The 17241-nt window shown below is 64.8% G+C and carries 19 protein-coding genes; 9 read left to right on the top strand and 10 right to left on the bottom strand.

The window, feature by feature from the left end; genetic code table 11:
* The first annotated feature begins 108 nt into the window (after positions 1–108).
* The 3 genes from BMW28_RS13105 (at position 109) to BMW28_RS01845 (ending at position 1865) form a co-directional block, all read left to right on the top strand.
* Complete coding sequence (locus tag BMW28_RS13105; RefSeq protein WP_234969935.1) at positions 109–342, top strand: hypothetical protein; 234 nt, start codon at positions 109–111, stop codon at positions 340–342.
* A 78-nt stretch (positions 343–420) separates the two neighbouring features.
* Positions 421–846 (top strand): ZIP family metal transporter, encoded by a 426-nt coding sequence (locus BMW28_RS13100; RefSeq protein ID WP_234969933.1) that lies wholly within the window; start codon positions 421–423, stop codon positions 844–846.
* Between the two features lie 38 nt (positions 847–884).
* Complete coding sequence (locus BMW28_RS01845; protein WP_091813152.1) at positions 885–1865, top strand: Bug family tripartite tricarboxylate transporter substrate binding protein; 981 nt, start codon at positions 885–887, stop codon at positions 1863–1865.
* Positions 1866–1988: 123 nt separating this feature from the next.
* Here BMW28_RS01845 and BMW28_RS01840 read toward each other — a convergent pair whose 3' ends face one another.
* Complete coding sequence (locus BMW28_RS01840; RefSeq protein WP_091813150.1) at positions 1989–2663, bottom strand: SCO family protein; 675 nt, start codon at positions 2661–2663, stop codon at positions 1989–1991.
* 95 nt (positions 2664–2758) lie between these two features.
* Between BMW28_RS01840 and BMW28_RS01835 the strand changes: the two genes are divergently transcribed.
* Positions 2759–3535 (top strand): class I SAM-dependent methyltransferase, encoded by a 777-nt coding sequence (locus BMW28_RS01835; RefSeq protein WP_091815346.1) that lies wholly within the window; start codon positions 2759–2761, stop codon positions 3533–3535.
* Between the two features lie 75 nt (positions 3536–3610).
* Here the strand turns inward: BMW28_RS01835 and BMW28_RS01830 are convergent, their stop codons facing one another.
* Positions 3611–4531, bottom strand: coding sequence for a class I SAM-dependent methyltransferase (locus tag BMW28_RS01830; RefSeq protein WP_091813149.1), 921 nt, complete (start codon positions 4529–4531; stop codon positions 3611–3613).
* A 25-nt stretch (positions 4532–4556) separates the two neighbouring features.
* On the opposite strand from BMW28_RS01830, the gene BMW28_RS01825 reads away from it, so the two are divergent.
* Positions 4557–5495, top strand: coding sequence for a ComF family protein (locus tag BMW28_RS01825; protein ID WP_091813147.1), 939 nt, complete (start codon positions 4557–4559; stop codon positions 5493–5495).
* Between the two features lie 241 nt (positions 5496–5736).
* Here the strand turns inward: BMW28_RS01825 and BMW28_RS01820 are convergent, their stop codons facing one another.
* Positions 5737–6240 (bottom strand): thioesterase family protein, encoded by a 504-nt coding sequence (locus tag BMW28_RS01820; RefSeq protein WP_091813145.1) that lies wholly within the window; start codon positions 6238–6240, stop codon positions 5737–5739.
* A gap of 95 nt (positions 6241–6335) precedes the next feature.
* Here BMW28_RS01820 and hemG point away from each other — a divergent pair, with 95 nt between their 5' ends.
* Positions 6336–6863, top strand: coding sequence for a menaquinone-dependent protoporphyrinogen IX dehydrogenase (hemG, locus tag BMW28_RS01815; protein WP_091813143.1), 528 nt, complete (start codon positions 6336–6338; stop codon positions 6861–6863).
* A gap of 85 nt (positions 6864–6948) precedes the next feature.
* Here the strand turns inward: hemG and BMW28_RS01810 are convergent, their stop codons facing one another.
* The 7 genes from BMW28_RS01810 to BMW28_RS01780 all read right to left on the bottom strand — a co-directional run bounded on the left by BMW28_RS01810 (position 6949) and on the right by BMW28_RS01780 (position 15159).
* Positions 6949–7713, bottom strand: coding sequence for an enoyl-CoA hydratase (locus BMW28_RS01810; protein WP_091813142.1), 765 nt, complete (start codon positions 7711–7713; stop codon positions 6949–6951).
* Positions 7714–7914: 201 nt separating this feature from the next.
* On the bottom strand, positions 7915–9111 hold the full coding sequence (locus BMW28_RS01805; RefSeq protein WP_091813140.1) for an acetyl-CoA C-acyltransferase: 1197 nt from the start codon (positions 9109–9111) through the stop codon (positions 7915–7917).
* A gap of 19 nt (positions 9112–9130) precedes the next feature.
* Positions 9131–11530, bottom strand: coding sequence for a 3-hydroxyacyl-CoA dehydrogenase/enoyl-CoA hydratase family protein (locus tag BMW28_RS01800; RefSeq protein WP_091813138.1), 2400 nt, complete (start codon positions 11528–11530; stop codon positions 9131–9133).
* An 89-nt stretch (positions 11531–11619) separates the two neighbouring features.
* Positions 11620–12057, bottom strand: coding sequence for a DUF2147 domain-containing protein (locus BMW28_RS01795; RefSeq protein WP_091813136.1), 438 nt, complete (start codon positions 12055–12057; stop codon positions 11620–11622).
* 96 nt (positions 12058–12153) lie between these two features.
* Positions 12154–13947, bottom strand: coding sequence for an acyl-CoA dehydrogenase C-terminal domain-containing protein (locus tag BMW28_RS01790; RefSeq protein WP_091813134.1), 1794 nt, complete (start codon positions 13945–13947; stop codon positions 12154–12156).
* A gap of 82 nt (positions 13948–14029) precedes the next feature.
* A complete protein-coding gene (locus BMW28_RS01785) occupies positions 14030–14713 on the bottom strand; it encodes a TetR/AcrR family transcriptional regulator (RefSeq protein WP_091813133.1) in 684 nt (227 codons plus the stop codon).
* A gap of 203 nt (positions 14714–14916) precedes the next feature.
* Positions 14917–15159 carry a hypothetical protein gene (locus BMW28_RS01780; protein ID WP_091813131.1) on the bottom strand — a complete coding sequence of 81 codons (243 nt, stop codon included), beginning with the start codon at positions 15157–15159 and terminating at the stop codon, positions 14917–14919.
* Between BMW28_RS01780 and BMW28_RS01775 the strand changes: the two genes are divergently transcribed.
* From BMW28_RS01775 to trmL, 3 genes are read left to right on the top strand one after another with little or no spacing between them, the layout of a single operon-like run.
* Positions 15158–15424: a helix-turn-helix domain-containing protein gene (locus tag BMW28_RS01775; protein ID WP_091813129.1), complete on the top strand. Its 267-nt coding sequence runs from the start codon at positions 15158–15160 to the stop codon at positions 15422–15424. The genes BMW28_RS01780 and BMW28_RS01775 overlap by 2 nt on opposite strands.
* Positions 15421–16728 carry a HipA domain-containing protein gene (locus BMW28_RS01770; RefSeq protein ID WP_091813128.1) on the top strand — a complete coding sequence of 436 codons (1308 nt, stop codon included), beginning with the start codon at positions 15421–15423 and terminating at the stop codon, positions 16726–16728. Before BMW28_RS01775 ends, BMW28_RS01770 begins: the two co-directional genes overlap by 4 nt.
* A gap of 33 nt (positions 16729–16761) precedes the next feature.
* On the top strand, positions 16762–17229 hold the full coding sequence (trmL, locus tag BMW28_RS01765; RefSeq protein ID WP_091813126.1) for a tRNA (uridine(34)/cytosine(34)/5-carboxymethylaminomethyluridine(34)-2'-O)-methyltransferase TrmL: 468 nt from the start codon (positions 16762–16764) through the stop codon (positions 17227–17229).
* Positions 17230–17241 lie beyond the last annotated feature (12 nt).

Raw genomic sequence — 17241 nt, 5'->3', positions numbered from 1 at the left:
GGCAACCGGCCCTTCGGTTGCCGGGTGTTTTTCATTGCATTCGCCATGTCGGGCGCAAACGCGCAGTTCTACAATGAACGGCACGTTTTTGCGGAAAGCGAATTCACCATGAACTCCCATGCCCTGATGCTGATGGCCATTCCCGCCCTCGTGGCACTGGCCGGAGGGTTGCTGGCCGCTGTCTGGGCGCCCAGCCACCAGACACGCAGCATGATCCAGCACTTTGCCGCGGGCGTGGTGCTGGCGGCACTGGCGGTGGAGCTGCTGCCCGAAATCGCCCGCGAGCATCCCGAACCCTGGCATGTGCTGGCCGCCTTTGCAGCAGGCAGCCTGTTCATGTAAGGGCTCAAGCTCTGGACACTCCGGCTCGAACACGCCGCAGAACAGCGTGCAGCGGCAAGCGGTCAGGCAGCCGCCGGCATGGCCACCGGCCTGCTGCTGGCCACCTTCATCGACGTGGCGGTGGACGGCTTCATCATCGGCGCGGGTTTTGCGGCCGGTGGCGAAACAGGAACCATCCTCGCGATCGGCCTGTCGGTGGAACTGCTGTTTCTCGGGCTGGCGCTGGCGTCCGACAGCATCCGCGGCTGGAAGATCGTTGCCGTCTCGGGCGCGCTCGGCCTGACAGTGCTGGGATGCGCGATACTGGGCAGCATGCTGCTGGCGCAGGCCTCGCACGATACCATTGGCACGGTGCTGGCCTTCAGTGCGGCTGCCCTGCTCTATCTGGTCACCGAAGAGTTGCTGATGGAAGCGCATGAGGTGGAAGAAAAGCCTTTCTTCACCCTGGTGCTGTTTGCAGGCTTTCTGGTGTTCTGGGCCATCCAGTTGTTCGGCCAGGGCTGAATGTCCTGGCACTGTTGTTTTCGCAAAGGAAATCGTTCATGCCTTGTGATTCCCGCCGTCGTACCCTCGCCCTGGCCTGCTCGGCCCTCGCTGCTGCCACCCTGCTGCCGCTGTCTGCGCAGGCCGCCAATGCCTGGCCTTCGCGCCCGGTGCGTCTGGTGGTGGGCTTTCCTGGCGGCAGTTCGCCCGACCTGACCGCACGCCTGCTGGCCGAACCCCTGGCCAAGGCGTTGGGCAAGCCGGTGGTGGTGGAAAACCGTCCCGGTGCCGGCGGCAACGTCGGTGCTGCCGCCGTGGTCAACGCCAACGATGACCACACCTTCGGCCTGATGATCAACGGCAACCTGACGATTGCCAGGATCCTCAACCCGCGTGCACCCTACGATCCGCTCAAGGACCTGCAGCCGGTCAGCCTGATCGGCACCGCCCCGTTGCTGCTGGCCGCACCGGCCAGCACGACCGCAACCACGCCCGCCGCCTTCCTGCAGCAGGCCCGCGCGGGTGGCGACAAGTGGAACTACGGCTCACCCGGCGTCGGCACCATCGGCCATCTGGGCATGGAACTGCTCAAGAGCCAGACCGGTATCCGCGCCCTGCATGTGCCCTACCCCGGCTATGCGCAGGTAGCCCAGGCCATGCTGGCAGGCGACCTGCACATGAGCATGCTGCCGCCTGCGCTGGCGCTGGCGCAGGTGAAAGCCGGCAAGCTCAAGGCGATCGGCGTAACGTCCAGGGGACGCAGCAGCCTGGCTCCGGGCGTGCCGCCGCTGGGCCTGCCGAACTTCGAACTGGAAATCTGGAACGCGGTTGCCACGTCGAAGAAGACATCGCCGCAGGCCGTGCAGACTTTTGCCCGCGCGCTGGCCGACGTGATGCGCCAGCCGGCCATCCGCGAGAAGCTGATGCAGCAGGGCTGGCAGCCGGTGGGCAGCTCGGCGGAAGGACTGGCCAGCCGCATTCAGGGCGAAACGCGCGCGCTGGGCGACATCATCCGCCGCAACAATATCCGGCCGCAGTAAGCGGCGCGGGCCGGGACACAGTGCCTACGCAGATTTGACGGGAGCCGGGATCTGAAGCAGGCGCGCCGCACTGCGCGGGCGCTTCGACGTGGTGCCGGAGCGTGCGCCAAGCCGCTGCGCCGGTCACTCCTCGGCGAGCAACGCCTTCACGTCGGCGGCCACCAGCTCGGGCTTGGCACCATAGTTGCTGTGCAGTCGCATGCGGCCCTGCTTGTCGATCAGCAGGGTGCCGGCAGTGTGGTCCATGGTGTAGTGCTCGGGCTGGCTGCCGGGCACTTTCTTGTAGTACACACGAAAGCCCGGTGCAATCGTCTTGCGCAGCTCTTCCTGTGTCGGCACCAGTGCCAGGAAGTCCGGGCCGAAGTTGGCCATGTATTCCTTGAGCAGTGCCGGGGTGTCACGCTCGGGATCGACAGTCACGAAGATCACCTGGAAACGATCGGCATCGGCCCCCAGCAGCTGCTTGACCTGCACCATTTCTGTCAGCGTGGTCGGGCACACGTCGGGGCATTGTGTGTAGCCGAAGAACATGCCCACCACCTTGCCGCGGAAGTCGGCCACGGTGCGGCGCTGGCCGTTCATGTCCAGCAGCGAAAAGTCCTTGGCGTATTTGCCGCCGCTGATGTCCAGGCTGTTGAACTTGGCGCTGGGCAGGCCGCCTGCCTTGCCCAGATCACTCAGGCTGCCGACATCGCAACCGGCCAGCAGCAGGCTGCCTGCACCGGCGCCGAGCCAGCGCAGTGCGATACGCCGTTCCGGCTGCGCTGCAGAAATGCTTGGAAATTGAAGGCTTTGCATGCGGGCATTGTACGGGCGGGGGGTAAAACCGGTGTCCGGGTCATACTTCATCCATGGTAAGGTGTGCCGTTTCCTTGACCACGATTGCCTTTGCCATGCCCCAGTCCAACGACACATCGCCCGCCGCCACCGAACCCGTGCATCAGCCGCATGCCCCGCTGACCGAGTACTATCGCAGCGAGCAGGAGCGCGCCGGTTTCCTGCGCGGCATTTTCGACAGCACAGCCGCGGACTACGACCGGGTGGAACGCATGCTGGCTTTCGGCACCGGCCCCGGCTACCGCGGCAAGGCGCTGGAGCGCGCCGGGCTGAAGCGCGGCATGCAGGTGCTGGATGTGGGCTTCGGCACCGGGCTGGTGTCGGCCCAGGCGATCCGCATCGTGGGCGATCCGGCGCTGGTGACCGGCGTGGATCCTAGCCCGGCCATGATGCAGGCCAGCCCGCTGCTGAACCAGGTGCGCCTGCTCGAGGGCAAGGCCGAAAAGCTGCCGGTGCCCGATGCCAGCGTGGATTTCGTCAGCATGGGCTATGCGCTGCGCCATGTGTCCGATGTGGAAGCGGCGTTCAGCGAGTTCCACCGTGTGCTGCGGCCGGGTGGACGCGTCTGCATCCTGGAAATCACCAAGCCGGAGAGTGCCCTCGGCACCGCGCTGCTCAAGGGCTATATGCGCGGCTGGGTGCCAACGCTGGCATGGCTGAGCCGCGCCCAGGCACACACGCCGCGCATGTGGCGCTACTACTGGGACAGCATCGAGGCCTGCGCGCCGCCGGCGCAGATTCTGGCTACGCTGCAGAGCTGCGGCTTTGCAAGCGCACAGCGGCATGTGGAGCTGGGCATTTTCTCGGAATACCAGGCCGTCAAGGCCGGCTGATTCCGCCACCGGCTTGCGGCTTGCGGCTTGCGGCTTGCGGCCATGATGACACAGCCACGGAAGCGACCGCCGTGGTCAGTTGCGCGGCTTGCGCAGCATCTGCTGCATCTGGTCCAGTGTGATGGCTGTGGTGCCTTCCACCTTGTGACGCGGCTCGGGTTGCAGGGCGTGGCCGTAGATCACCTCGAAGGTCAGCGGGATGCTGCCGTCACGCTCCAGCGTGCGCAAAGCATGGTGCAGCTGCCCCAGCCAGTGGCGTCCGCGCGTGGTGGCGTCGCGCTCCACGGACAGGTTGCGCCCCAGTTCGCGCAGCTCCTGCAGCACGCGCTCGGGCGAGTTGAAGGTGAGCGTGATGCGCTCCATGTCCATCACCGGCTCGGCAAAGCCGGCCTGCATCAGCATGTCGCCCCAGTCGTGCATGTCGGTGAACTGATGCGTGGGTGCGGGCCAGCCCAGGCGCTGGTACAGATCGCGGATTTCGCGCAGCGTATCCGGGCCCAGCGCCGAGAACATGACGAAACCGTTCACCGCCAGCAGGCTGCGCCACTGCGCCAGCAAGGCCTGCGGATCGGCCGCGCCATGCAGCGCCATGTTGGCCCAGAGCATGTCCACGCTGCCCGGTTCCACGGCATCGGTGCGGGTGCCCAGGCGCTGTCCCCGCAGGCGCGACAGCGTCCGTTCCAGCCAGCCGCTCTGCCCCGTTGGCGATTCCAGCCGCTGCAACAGTTGCGCCTGCACTGCGGGGGCGGCATCCGGCTCCAGCGCCCAGGCCGTGGCCTGCGGATAGCGCTGCTGCAGCAGCCCGTGGGCCTGCGTGCCGCCCTTGAGCGGCTGCCAGTGCAGCCAGCTCTTCGGTTGCAGCGTGATCCACTGCAGGCGCTCTTCCATGCGGCGCGCGACCTCCTCGTGCAGCCAGGGGCTGTGGGGCAGGGAAAGCTGCTGCCAGCGGCGGGCGGCAACAGGGTCGATCGAAGGGGGCGTGGTGCTCGGTTTCACAGGTCACGGAGTATATAGTTCCGGCATGAACATTGCTTCGGAAAAGGACAAGCCATCACGTCACGCCCGCCTGCGCCCCGCGCATCGCCAGGGCTGGCTGCAACGTCTCACCAGCGGCCTGCATCTGCCGGCACGCTGCGCCGTGTGCCACGGCTGGCCGCGTGAGCTGATCTGCTCAGAATGCATTGCGGCGCAGGCACGCCCGGTGCTGCGCTGCCCGGGTTGTGCGATCCGGCTGCCGGAGGACAGGCTGGAAAGCCAGTTCCCCGGCAAGCAGAGTTCCCTGGCTCCATCCGAAACGCCGATGCATGGCGGAGCCGCCCTCGCACTTGATGTGCCTGATGCAACCGAAAATGCACCGCCACTCTGCAGCGACTGTGAGACAGAGCCACTCGATGGTCTGGATGCCGTGCACGCTGCCCTCTCCTACCAATGGCCATGGCAGGGCTGTATCGACGCCTTCAAGTTTGGCCGACAGCCGGGCTGGGCTGCTGCCCTGGCCGAGCGCATGGCAGCACAGCCGGCCATCGTGCAGGCGGTGCAGCAATGTGATGTGCTGGTGCCCCTGCCCTTGCACCGCGAACGCCTGGCTGAACGCGGCTTCAGCCAGACCCTGCTGCTCGCCCGTGCCTTGCGCCGGCAGGTTGCCCGCGACCATGGACTGGCACCGCAACAGGCGCGTCTGCGTCATGACTGGCTGGTGCGTACCCGGCACACCGCGGCACAAAGCACGCTGCCGCTGGAGGAGCGCCTGCGCAACCTGCAGGATGCATTTGCGGCCAAGGCGCTGCACGCCCCGCGACTGTATGGCGCCCGAGCAGTGCTGGTGGATGACGTGATGACCAGCGGCACGACGTTGCAGGAAGCTGCGCGTGCGCTGCAGCGCGCTGGCTGTTCCACCGTGGTCGGCGTGGTGCTGGCGCCCACCGAGAAACCGAGCTTCGATCGCGAGACGGCGGCCTGAGTGCCTGAGTGCCTGAGTGCCTGAGTGCCTGGAGCTCGGGAGCTCGGGAGCTTGGGAGCTTGGGAGCTTGGGAGCTTGGGAGCTTGGGAGCTTGGGAGCTTGGGAGCTTGGGAGCTTGGGAGCTTGGGAGCTTGGGAGCTTGGGAGCTTGGGAGCTTGGGAGCCGAATTTTCCAGACCGGCAGCCAGCGCCCACCTGAGACTACGCCCCGCAGAGCTTCCCGATCCCCGCCCTGCCCCCCGTCAGGAGACGATATAGGACGCCGTCCCCAACGACAGCACCTTGCCCTCTTCCGACATGAATTCCATGCGCGTGCTGGCCAGCCGCGCGCCCAGTCGCAGCACCTCGGCGCGCATGCGGAAGCGTGTGCCAATGCCGGGATGCAGGTAGTCCACACGCAGGTCGATGGTGCCCAGGCGCGAGAAGTGCTGCAGACGCTGCTCGACAGGTTCATGCGCATAACGCGCGCCGATGGCGTTCATCACCGCCAGGCCACCCACGGTATCCAGCGAGGCGCTGATCACGCCGCCGTGGATGCGATTGTGGCCATAATGGCCGATCAGCTCGGGGCGCATCTCCAGCATGGCTTCGCTGACCAGCGGGGTGCAGCGGGTGGCGCGCAGGCCGAGCAGCTTGTTGAAGGTGATCTTTTCTTCGAAGATCTCGACCGAAGCACGCAGGAACTCCTCCTCCAGAATGACCTGGGACAGCTGGTCGAAGGGAAGGGAACGGGGGGCTGTTGTCATGATGGAATGTCCTGCGTGGGTATGATCGCTATTGTGTCGAATTGTAGGCAGCGTCGGCGCTGTCTTTCCTGATTGCCGCCCAAGCGGCCCGCTCCATGAAACGAATTTTGATTGCCTGCTCCACCGTCGATGGCCACACCGTGGAGATCGGCCGCCGCCTGCAAGAACAGCTGGCTGCCCTTGGCCACACGCCCGAACTGGTGCAGCTGGAGCAGACTCCCTCGCTGCCGCTGGCCGACTACGACCAGATCGTGATCGGCGCCAGCATCCGCTACGGGCATTTCCGGCCGGCGCTGTACCAGTTCGTCGAGCGCAACGCTGCCCTGCTGGCAAGCAAGCCGAGCGCCTTCTATGCCGTCAATGCCGTGGCGCGCAAGCCGGCCAAGCAGACCGCCGAAACCAACCCCTACACGCGCAAGTTTCTGGCCAAGGTGCCGTGGAAGCCCGCGCTGGTCGGCGTGTTCGGCGGCAAGATCAACTACCCGCAGCTCGGTCCGCTGGACCGCAATGTGATCCGCTTCATCATGTGGATGACCAAGGGCCCGACCGATCCGCGCTCGGTGACGGACTTTACCGACTGGGCGCAGGTGGAAGCGTTCGGGCGCAAGCTGGCGGAACAGTAAGCTCAGCATTTTGCTGAATCCGGCACCGTTTTGACGAAAGTCCCGCCCCGCTGCACGGATGTGCCTCTTGCGAGGCACACAGATTTCAGCACTTGCTGAAATCGGGAACCCGCTTCTCCATGAATGCTGTAAACGCCTCCTTCGCTGCCGGCTCCTGCAGCATGCGGCCGAAGCTGGTGGCTTCTTCTGCCATGCGCACCTGAATGTCATTGGCCAGTGTCTGCGTGAGCAGACGCTTGGTTTCCAGCAGCGAAGACATGGGCTTGCTCGCCAGCTTGGCGGCCTGGCGCTGGGCCAGCGCGTTCACCTCGGTCGGCGGCACGATGCGGTTCACCAGGCCCATTTCCAGCGCCGCTTCGGCCTGGAAAGGCTCGCCCAGCAGCAACGCCTCGGCCGCGCGGGCATGGCCCATCAGGCGCGGTGCCAGCAGGCTGGAGCCAGCCTCGGGGCACAGGCCCAGGTTCACGAAGGGCATGGCAAAGGCCGCGTTGTCGCCAGCATAGACCAGGTCGCAATGGAACAGCAGCGTGGTGCCGATGCCCACCGCCGGGCCGGCTACCGCTGCCACCACCGGCTTGGGGAAACCGCTGATCTGCTGCAGGAACTGGAACACCGGCGCCTCGGGTGTGGACGGCGGATTGTGCAGGAAATCGGCAATGTCGTTGCCGGCAGAAAACACCGTGGGATGGCCCTGGAATACGACGACGCGCACGGCATCGTCCTGCGCTGCCTCTTTCAGGAACTGCGCCATCGCCGCATACATGGCAGCGGTGAAGGAGTTCTTCTTCTCGACGCGGTCGAAGGTGATGGTGGCTACGCCGTTTTCGGTATGGAACAGGATGTCGGACATGCGTTGCTTCTCTGTAAAAGGACTCTGGCGGACCCCGGAACGGCCCAGACCATGAATGTGGATGGAGGGATGATACGGCAGCCCTCGACAACTGCTTGCGGGGCCCGGCAGCACCCGCAACCGCACAGTGTGATCAGTGGCAGATCCCTGCCCGGAAAAAAGGCCGCACGCGGCGGCCTCTCTGCGCATTGCCGAGGACGATCAGACGCGCTCGAAAATGCCGGCAGCGCCCTGCCCCATGCCGACACACATGGTGACCATGCCGTACTTCAGGTTGTTGCGGCGCAGCGCGTGCACCACGGTGGCGGAACGGATGGCACCGGTGGCGCCCAGCGGGTGGCCCAGCGCAATGGCACCGCCCATGGGGTTGACCTTGGCGGTATCCAGGCCCAGCGTGTTGACCACGGCCAGCGACTGGGCGGCAAACGCCTCGTTCAGTTCGAACCAGTCGATATCGTCCTGCTTCAGGCCGGCATAGCGCAGCGCGGCAGGAATCGCCTCGATCGGGCCGATGCCCATGATGGCCGGCGGCACGCCCTTGCTGGCGAAGCTGACGAAGCGCGCCAGCGGCTGCAGGTTGTACTTCTTCACCGCGGCTTCGCTGGCCAGGATCAGCGCACCGGCGCCGTCCGAGGTTTGCGAGCTGTTGCCGGCGGTGACGGTGCCACGCGCCGCAAACACGGTGCGCAGCTTGGCCAGGCCTTCCATGGTGGTGTCCGGCCGGGCGCCTTCGTCCAGATCGACGATGCGCGTGCTGATGTTGACCTTGCCGCTGGCCAGGTCCAGGCTGCGCTCCTCGATCTCGACCGGCGTGATCTCGTCCTTGAACTGGCCGGACTGCATGGCGGCGATGGCGCGGCGGTGCGATTCGACGGCGAAGGCGTCCTGCGCCTCGCGGCTGACCTTCCACTGCTGTGCCACCTTCTCGGCGGTCAGGCCCATGCCGTAGGCAATGCCCACGTCATCGCTCTTGAAGATGTCGGGGTGCAGCGAGGGCGCATTGCCCATCATGGGCACCATGCTCATGCTTTCCACACCGGCGGCGATCATCACGTCGGCTTCGCCCACGCGGATGCGGTCGGCCGCCATGGCCACGGCGCTCAGGCCGGAAGCGCAGAAGCGGTTCACGGTGATGCCGCCCACGCTGGTGGGCAGGCCGGCCAGCACGGCGCCGATGCGCGCCACATTCAGACCCTGCTGTGCCTCGGGAATGGCACAGCCGCAAATCACGTCCTCGATGCTGTTCGGATCCAGCCCCGGCGCCTGCGCCATGGCCGACTGGATCGCCTTGACCAGCAGGGTTTCGGGACGGGTGTTGCGGAAAAAGCCCTTGTGCGAGCGGCCGATGGGGGTACGGGTGGCCGCAACGATGTAAGCGTCTTGCATTTGCTTGCTCATGGTGATTCTCTGTCCTCGCTCAGTTGCGCAGCGGCTTGTTGGTGTTCATCATGTACATGATGCGATCCTGCGTCTTGGGGTGGCCCAGCAGCGTGGTGAAGGCCTCGCGCTCGAGCTGCATCAGGTATTCCTCGTTCACCAGCGTGCCGGGATCGACGTCGCCACCGCAGACGATGTGGGCGATCATGCCGGCGATGTCATAGTCGTGCTGGCTGATGAAGCCGCCGTCGCGCATGTTGACCAGCGAGCCCTTGATGGTGGAGATGCCGTCGCGGCCGGCCACCTTGAACAGGCGCTTGTGCGGCGGGCGGTAGCCCATCTGGAACATGGCCTTGGCCTGCTGGATCGCCACATAGAGCAGCTCGTCCTTGTTGGCCACGATCACGTCGCTGTCCAGCACGTAGCCGAGCTTGCGGCTTTCCAGCGCGCTGGTGCCCACCTTGGCCATGGCGGCGCTGGTGAAGCCCTCGGTCAGGAAGGGCAGCAGGTCCTTGCCGGTGCTCTTTTCGGCGTTCTCGGCCGCGCGGCGGGCGATGTAGGTCAGGCCGCCGGCACCCGGAATCAGGCCCACGCCCACTTCCACCAAGCCGATGTAGCTTTCCATGGCGACCACACGGGCACTGCTGTAGACGGCCATTTCGCAGCCGCCGCCCAGCGCCAGACCGCGCACGGCGGAGATGGTGGGCACCTGGGCATAGCGCAGGCGCAGCATCAGTTCCTGCAGTTCCTGCTCCATGCCGTTCACGGTGATGGCACCACCGGCCATGAAGGCGGGCAGCACGGTCTGCAGGTCGGCACCGGCACTGAACCACTCGTCGTTGGACCAGATCACCAGACCCTGGTAGTCCTTCTCGGCCAGTTCCACCGCCTGTGCCAGACCCTCACCCACGTCGGGGCTGATGGTGTGCATCTTGGTCTTGATGGTGGCGATCAGCACCTCGTCATCCAGCGTCCACAGGCGCACGGCGCCGTCTTCGTGGATCGTCTTGCCGGCGGTGGCCGGATCGGGTGCTTCGCTGCCCAGCACGTTCTCGGGGAAGTGCTGGTGCTGGTACACCGGCAGGCCGGAGCGCGGCTCGAACTGGCCGGTCGTCGGGTTGAACGAGCCCTGCGCCGTGTGCACGCCGCCAGCGTCCGCCACCGGGCCCTTGAACACCCATTCGGGCAGCGGCTGGCTGCTCAGGGTTTCGCCCTTGTCGATGTCTTCCTGGATCATCTTCGCCACGTCAAGCCAGCCGGCTTCCTGCCACAGCTCGAACGGGCCCTGCTTGCTGCCGTAGCCCCAGCGCATGGCAAAGTCCACGTCGCGGGCGTTGTGGGCGATGTCCTGCAGGTGCACGGCGGCGTAGTGCATCTGGTCGCGCAGCACGGCCCAGACGAACTTGCCCTGATTGCCTTCGGCATTGCGCAGCAGCTTCAGGCGTTCGGCAGCGGGCTTCTTCAGCATGCGGCCATACACCTCGTCGCTCTTCTCGCCGGAAGGCACGTATTCGTCGCTCTCGAAGTCGTAGCGCAGGATGTCGCGGCCGACCTTCTTGAAGAAACCGGCCTTGGTCTTCTGGCCCAGATTGCCCTTCTCGATCAGCTTGGCCACCACACCCGGCGTGCCGAAGTGACGGTAGAACGAATCGCTCTCCTCCGTCAGGTTGGTCTGCATGGTCTTGATCACATGCGCCATGGTGTCGATGCCCACCACGTCCGCGGTGCGGAAGGTGCCGGAGCTGGCACGGCCCAGCTTCTTGCCGGTCAGGTCATCCACCACGTCGTAGGTCAGGCCGTACTTCTCGGCCTCGATCATGGTGCTCAGCATGCCGAAGATGCCGACGCGGTTGGCGATGAAGTTGGGGGTGTCCTTGGCGCGCACCACGCCCTTGCCCAGCACGCTGACGGCAAAGGTTTCCAGATCGTCCAGGATCTGCGGCTGCGTGCTCGGGGTGGCAATCAGCTCCACCAGGTACATGTAGCGCGGCGGGTTGAAGAAGTGGATGCCGCAGAAGCGCGGGCGGATGCTCTCGGGCAGCGCCTCGCTCAGTTGCGTGATGCTCAGGCCGGAGGTGTTGGACGCCAGGATGGCGTGCGGGGCCACGTGCGGCGCAATCTTGTGGTACAGGTCCGTCTTCCAGTCCATGCGCTCGGCAATCGCCTCGATCACCAGGTCGCACTCGTTGAGCAGGCCCATGTGCTCTTCGTAGTTGGCGGGCTGGATCAGCCCGGCATCATCGGCCACGCCCAGCGGCGAGGGCTTGAGCTTCTTCAGGTTCTCGATGGCCTTGAGCGCGATGCCGTTCTTCGGGCCTTCCTTGGCGGGCAGGTCGAACAGCACCACCGGCACCTTCACGTTGACGAGGTGGGCGGCAATCTGCGCACCCATCACGCCGGCGCCCAGCACGGCGACTTTCTTCACTTGGAATCGGGACATGGCTCTCTTTCTGATCCGCCGGGCGGGCTGTCAGCCCATGCTGCAGCGCCGGCTCCGGCAGTCGGTTGTCGGTTGGTCAGGCGCGCGGCTTACTTCACACGCACCCAGGTCTGCGTACGGCCGATGCCCAGCACCGAGCCACGCACATCCAGCTTGCTGCCGCCGTCCTTCGGGGTCAGGCGCAGCGTGTAGTTCTTGCCGCTTTCCGGGTCAAGAATCTTGCCGTCTTCCCACACATCCTTGCCGTCGGCCTTCTTGGCACCACGGATGATTTCCAGGCCCACCATGGGCTTGCCCTTGCGGTCGTCAGTGCATTTCTCGCACACGGCGTTCTGGTCGGCTTCCTTGCGCAGCAGCTTCTCGATGCGGCCGCTCAGCACGCCGCCCTTGTCGCTGATGACGATCTGTGCCTTGGCAGCGCCGGTCTTGTCATCGATGCTGCGCCAGGTGCCCACGGGCGTCATGTCGGAAGCGAAGGAAACGCCTGCCAGCAGCAGGCCCAGAGCGAAAGTGGTGATCTTTTTCATCCTTGTCTCCTGGAAATATGTAATGCGTATGTAGGGGGATGGAAAGGAAAGGGAAAGTTCCGCAGGCAGGCATGTCCCGCCTGCGGCAGTCATCGATCAGGCCAGGGCCGCGTCGGTATCCAGCAGCACCTTCACGCCGTTGCGCGCCGTCTTCATCAGCGTCAGCGTTTCGGGGAACAGCTTGGCGAAGTAGAAACGTGCCGTCTGCAGCTTGCCCTGGTAGAACGGATCGGTGTTGCCTTCGGCAATCTTCTGCAGGGCCACCTGGGCCATGCGGGCGAACATGTAGGCAAACACCAGATGGCCGGCGACCTTCATGTAGTCGAAGGCGGCGGCGCCCACTTCATCGGCGTTCTGGAAGCCGCGGAAGCCGATCTCGGTGGTGAACTTGGTCATCTGGTCGGCCAGCATGGCGAGCGGGTTGATGAACTCGGCCATCTTCTCGTTCACGCCTTCGGCCTCGATGAACACGGCGATTTCCTTGCCGAATTTCTTCAGCGTGGCGCCCTGGTTGCCCAGCACCTTGCGGCCCAGCAGGTCGAGCGCCTGCACGGTGTTGGTGCCTTCGTAGATCATGTTGATGCGGGCATCGCGCACGAACTGCTCCATGCCCCATTCCTTGATGTAACCGTGGCCGCCGAACACCTGCTGGCATTCCACCGTGGCCTTGAAGCCGTTCTCGGTCAGGAAGGCCTTCACGATCGGGGTCAGCAGGGCCAGGATCTCGCCGGAGTCCTTGCGCACCTTCTCGTCGGGGTGATGGTGTTCCTTGTCCAGCAGCATGCCGGCGTACACGCTCAGCGCACGGCCGCCTTCGGCGTAGGCCTTGGCCGTCAGCAGCATGCGGCGAACGTCGGGGTGCACGATGATCGGATCGGCCGGCTTGTCCTTGGCCTTCACGCCAGACAGGCTGCGCATCTGGATGCGGTCCTTGGCATAGGCCAGTGCGTTCTGGAACGCTACTTCGGTCAGGCCCAGGGACTGGTTGCCCACGCCCAGGCGTGCCGCGTTCATCATCACGAACATGGCCTGCAGGCCCTTGTTCGGCTGGCCGATCAGGGTGCCACGGGCCTTGTCCAGAACCAGCTGGGCAGTGGCGTTGGAGTGGATGCCCATCTTGTGCTCGAGGCCGGCGCAGTAGATGCCGTTGCGCTCACCGATGGTGCCGTTCTCGTCCACGTTGAACTTGGGCACGGCAAACAGGCTGATGCCCTTGCTGCCGGCCGGTGCGTCGGGCAGGCGTGCCAGCACCAGGTGCACGATGTTGTCCACCATGTTGTGCTCGCCGGCGCTGATGAAGATCTTCTCGCCGCTGATCAGGTAGCTGTCACCATCGGGCTCGGCCTTGGTGCGCAGCAGGCCCAGATCGGTACCGCAGTGGGGTTCGGTCAGGCACATGGTGCCGGTCCACTCGCCGCTCACCAGCTTGGGCAGGTAGACCTTCTTCTGCCAGTCGGTGCCGTGCGCCAGCAATGCCTCGTAGGCGCCGTGGCTCAGGCCGGGGTACATGGTCCAGGCCTGGTTGGCGGCGTTCAGCATCTCGTAGAAGCAGCCGTTGATGGTGGCGGGCAGACCCTGGCCACCGTATTCGGGGTCGCAGCTCAATGCCGGCCAGCCACCTTCGATGTATTGCTGGTAGGCTTCCTTGTAGCCCTTGGGCGGCGTCACTTCGTGCGTGGCCTTGTCCAGCGTGCAGCCCTCGGTGTCGCCGCTGATGTTCAGCGGCTGGATCACCTGGGAGGCGAACTTGCCACCCTCTTCCAGCACGGCATTGATGGTGTCGGCATCGACTTCGGCGTAGGCCGGCATCTGCTTGAAGTCTTCAGCGACGTTGAACACTTCATGCAGTACGAATTGCATGTCGCGCAGCGGCGGGTTGTAGCTAGGCATCGTTCAGTCTCCTGTTGCGGTATCTGGGTCAATCAATCCAAACGTGGTGCCATCCGGCCAGCCCGGCTGCACGCACATCCTGTCAGGTGCCGCCGCCAGTGGCAGCAGCGGGCGAGGCGTAGTACGCCACAATTCGTTCAAAGCCGCGATGGATGCGGTCGATGGCGGCCGGGTTCTGCAGGAAGCGGGCTTCGTAGTGCACGGACAGGATCAGTCCGTGCACTTCGAACACCATCTGCAGGGCATCGGCATCGGGGCGCAGATGGCCCTCCTGCTTGGCCTGCTCGACGGCGCGCTGCAGGGCGGTGAGCCACGTATTGATGGCGCGCTGCAGCGCGTCATGTACCGGACCCTCCCGGTCATCGAATTCCACCGCACCGCTGATGAAGATGCAGCCGGACTGCACTTCCTCCTCGGTGACGCGGCGGATCCAGTTCTCGAACATGGCGCGCACGCGCGGCAGGCCGCGCGGCACTTCCAGCGCAGGCTGGAAGACCTCATGCTCGAAACGGCGGTAGTACTCGTCCACGATGGCAATCTGCAGGTCCTCGCGCGAGCCGAAATGGGCAAACACGCCGGACTTGCTCATGCCCACCATTTCCGCAAGGGCACCAATGCTGATGCCCTCCAAGCCGAGCTGGCTGGCCAGCGACAGGCCTGCATCCAGCAGCACCGCACGGGTCTGCTGACCTTTTTGCAGGACGCGTCGCTTGGCGCCGTCGGCGCTGTCAGCGGTTTGCGAAGAAAGGTGCTTGGGGTTGGACATGGCTGGAGACTATAACAAAGAATGCGAACGGTCGTGCTATTTATGGGCGTCAGCCGGTAAATTCCGGGTTTATCCCGATCCGTTCACGTTGTGCCGGGATGACGCCCGGGATTGCTGCCCCGCATGTGCAGATGCAACATGCGAGATGTAACAGTTCTCCCGGATGCGATGGTATAGCACGTACGGCCGTGCGCAGGATGGGGTTAGCCCGATTTGTGGAGGGCCGGATGCATCCATTGCAACTTCCGGTTAGGGGCGCTTGCGGGCAGCTCCATGCATCCACGGATGCACAAATTCACATGGCGGCGCACCGATGAAATCCACATAATCACAAGGATTTTCGGGCTGGACTTCATTCCCATCAAAAAATCCTTTCGACCGTAAGGATTTTCTTGCAAGAGCACTTCAAACACTTCAGAATCCTCATGATCGAGAGGATTGACCATGCAAATACCGATTTCCAACGCAGCCGCCATCGGCAAGGTAGTGCGCGCCAGTCGCAAGGCCCAAGGCATCCGGCAGGATGATGCTGCTGGCAGCATGGGCGTCAGTGAGAACTTCCTCGGCAAGGTCGAACGCGGCGCCGATTCGGTACATTGGGGCAAGCTGTTTCAGGTCCTCGAAGGCCTGGGCATTCGCCTGATCGTCGATGTACCCGAACAGGTCGCCAGGCATCTGCCTCATGCCAGCCCCGACGAAAGCACGCCATGAGCAGCCGGGTCCTGCGCGCTTTCATCAACCAGATCGATGTGGGCAACTTGCAGGAGGAGAGCGGGCTCTGGGGTTTCCAGTATGCAAGTAGCTGGCTGGAGCACCCGCAACGCTATCCCCTCAGTCCGCACCTTCCACTCACCGCCGGGCGGGTAGTGGACGGTGCCAGCCTGCGTCCGGTGCAGTGGTATTTTGACAATCTGCTTCCCGAGGAAGGGCAGCGCCTGCTGCTGGCCAGTGACGCCAGGATAGAAGCTGCAGACGCCTTTGGCCTGCTCGCCTGGTATGGCGCGGAGTCCGCTGGCTCCCTGACCCTGCTGCCACCGGAGGCCCCTCCCCCGCTCGCGACTCCCCTGCGCCCCTTGCCGGACGCTGCTCTTGAAGCACGCATCCGCCTGCTCCCCAAGGCTCCGCTGACGCGCGGCGCCATCAAGCGCATGTCACTGGCGGGAGCGCAGCACAAGCTGGCAGTGGTGATGCAGCATGACGCGCTGCTCGAACCCGCCGGGGCCACGCCATCCACTCACATCCTCAAGCCGGATCATCCCGACGAAGACTACCCCCATTCGGTCATCAACGAATGGTTCGTGATGCGCCTGGCGGGTCGGCTTGGGCTGGATGTGCCACGCGTCCATCGGCGTTACGTGCCTTCGCCGGTCTACGTAATCGAGCGGTTTGACAGGCTGGAAGACAGTCAGGGATGGCAACGCCGCCATGTGATCGATGCCTGCCAGCTTCTCGGGCTGGATCGCAGCTTCAAGTACAGCCAGGGCAGCATGGACAGCCTGGCTGCCCTAGCCAATGCCTGCCGCAGCCCGGCCGTCGCACGCTCGCGCCTGTTTGGCTGGCTGGCGTTCAACATGCTGGTCGGCAACAGCGATGCCCACCTGAAAAACCTCAGCTTCCTAGTGTCGCATGAAGGCGTACAACTGGCGCCACTGTATGACTTGCTGAGCGTTGCAGTCTACGACTCCACCGCCTTTGACAAGCCGGGCTGGCCCACGCATACCCGTCTGGCCTGGCCGGTACTGGGCGTTCACCACTTTGCCGGCATCACCCGGGAAGTACTGCTGCAGGCAGGTGGTGCCCTGGGCCTGGCGCGGGGAACGGCCGAACGCATCCTGGAAAGCATGCGCGCACGCATGCTGCCAGCAGCGGTGCGTCTCTACGACGAAACCGTTGCGGAAAATGCGCGGCTGGCAGCAGCACAGCCACACCTCAGCGCCACCCTCGCAGGCGAAGCACGTTGCCTGAGGGCGGTGGTGCATACCGTCATCAAGGAAATGGCGCTGCGTATCGCGTAATCCCCTGCCACCCCTGCCGTACACTTGCGCCCCATGTTCCACATCGTCCTGGTCCACCCCGAGATCCCGCCCAACACCGGCAACGTGATCCGCCTGTCGGCGAACACGGGCTGCCAATTGCACCTGATCGAGCCGCTGGGCTTTAGCATGGAAGACAAGCAGATGCGCCGGGCCGGGCTGGACTACCACGAATACGCCAGCGTGCAGCGGCATGCGGACTGGGCGAGCTTTTTGCGCGATGCGCAGCCGGATGCGGCACGCCTGTTTGCGTTGACTACCAAGGGCTCGCAGCCGGCGCATGCAATGGCCTTTCAGCCGGGCGACTGGCTGGTGTTCGGCTGCGAAACGGCGGGATTGCCACCGGAGATCCGCGAGCAGTTCCCTGCCGGACAGCGGCTGCGCCTGCCGATGCTGCCGGGGCAACGCAGTCTCAATCTGAGCAATGCGGTGGCGGTGGTGGTGTACGAGGCGTGGCGGCAGTGCGGGTTTGCCACGCCGTAGTCAGCTGCACTC

The organism is Allobrachymonas denitrificans DSM 15123, assembly GCF_900110225.1.
Lineage (GTDB): Bacteria > Pseudomonadota > Gammaproteobacteria > Burkholderiales > Burkholderiaceae_C > Brachymonas > Brachymonas denitrificans.
Note: the sequence above shows the minus strand (reverse complement) of the source record. Positions and strands in the feature narration are given on the sequence as shown.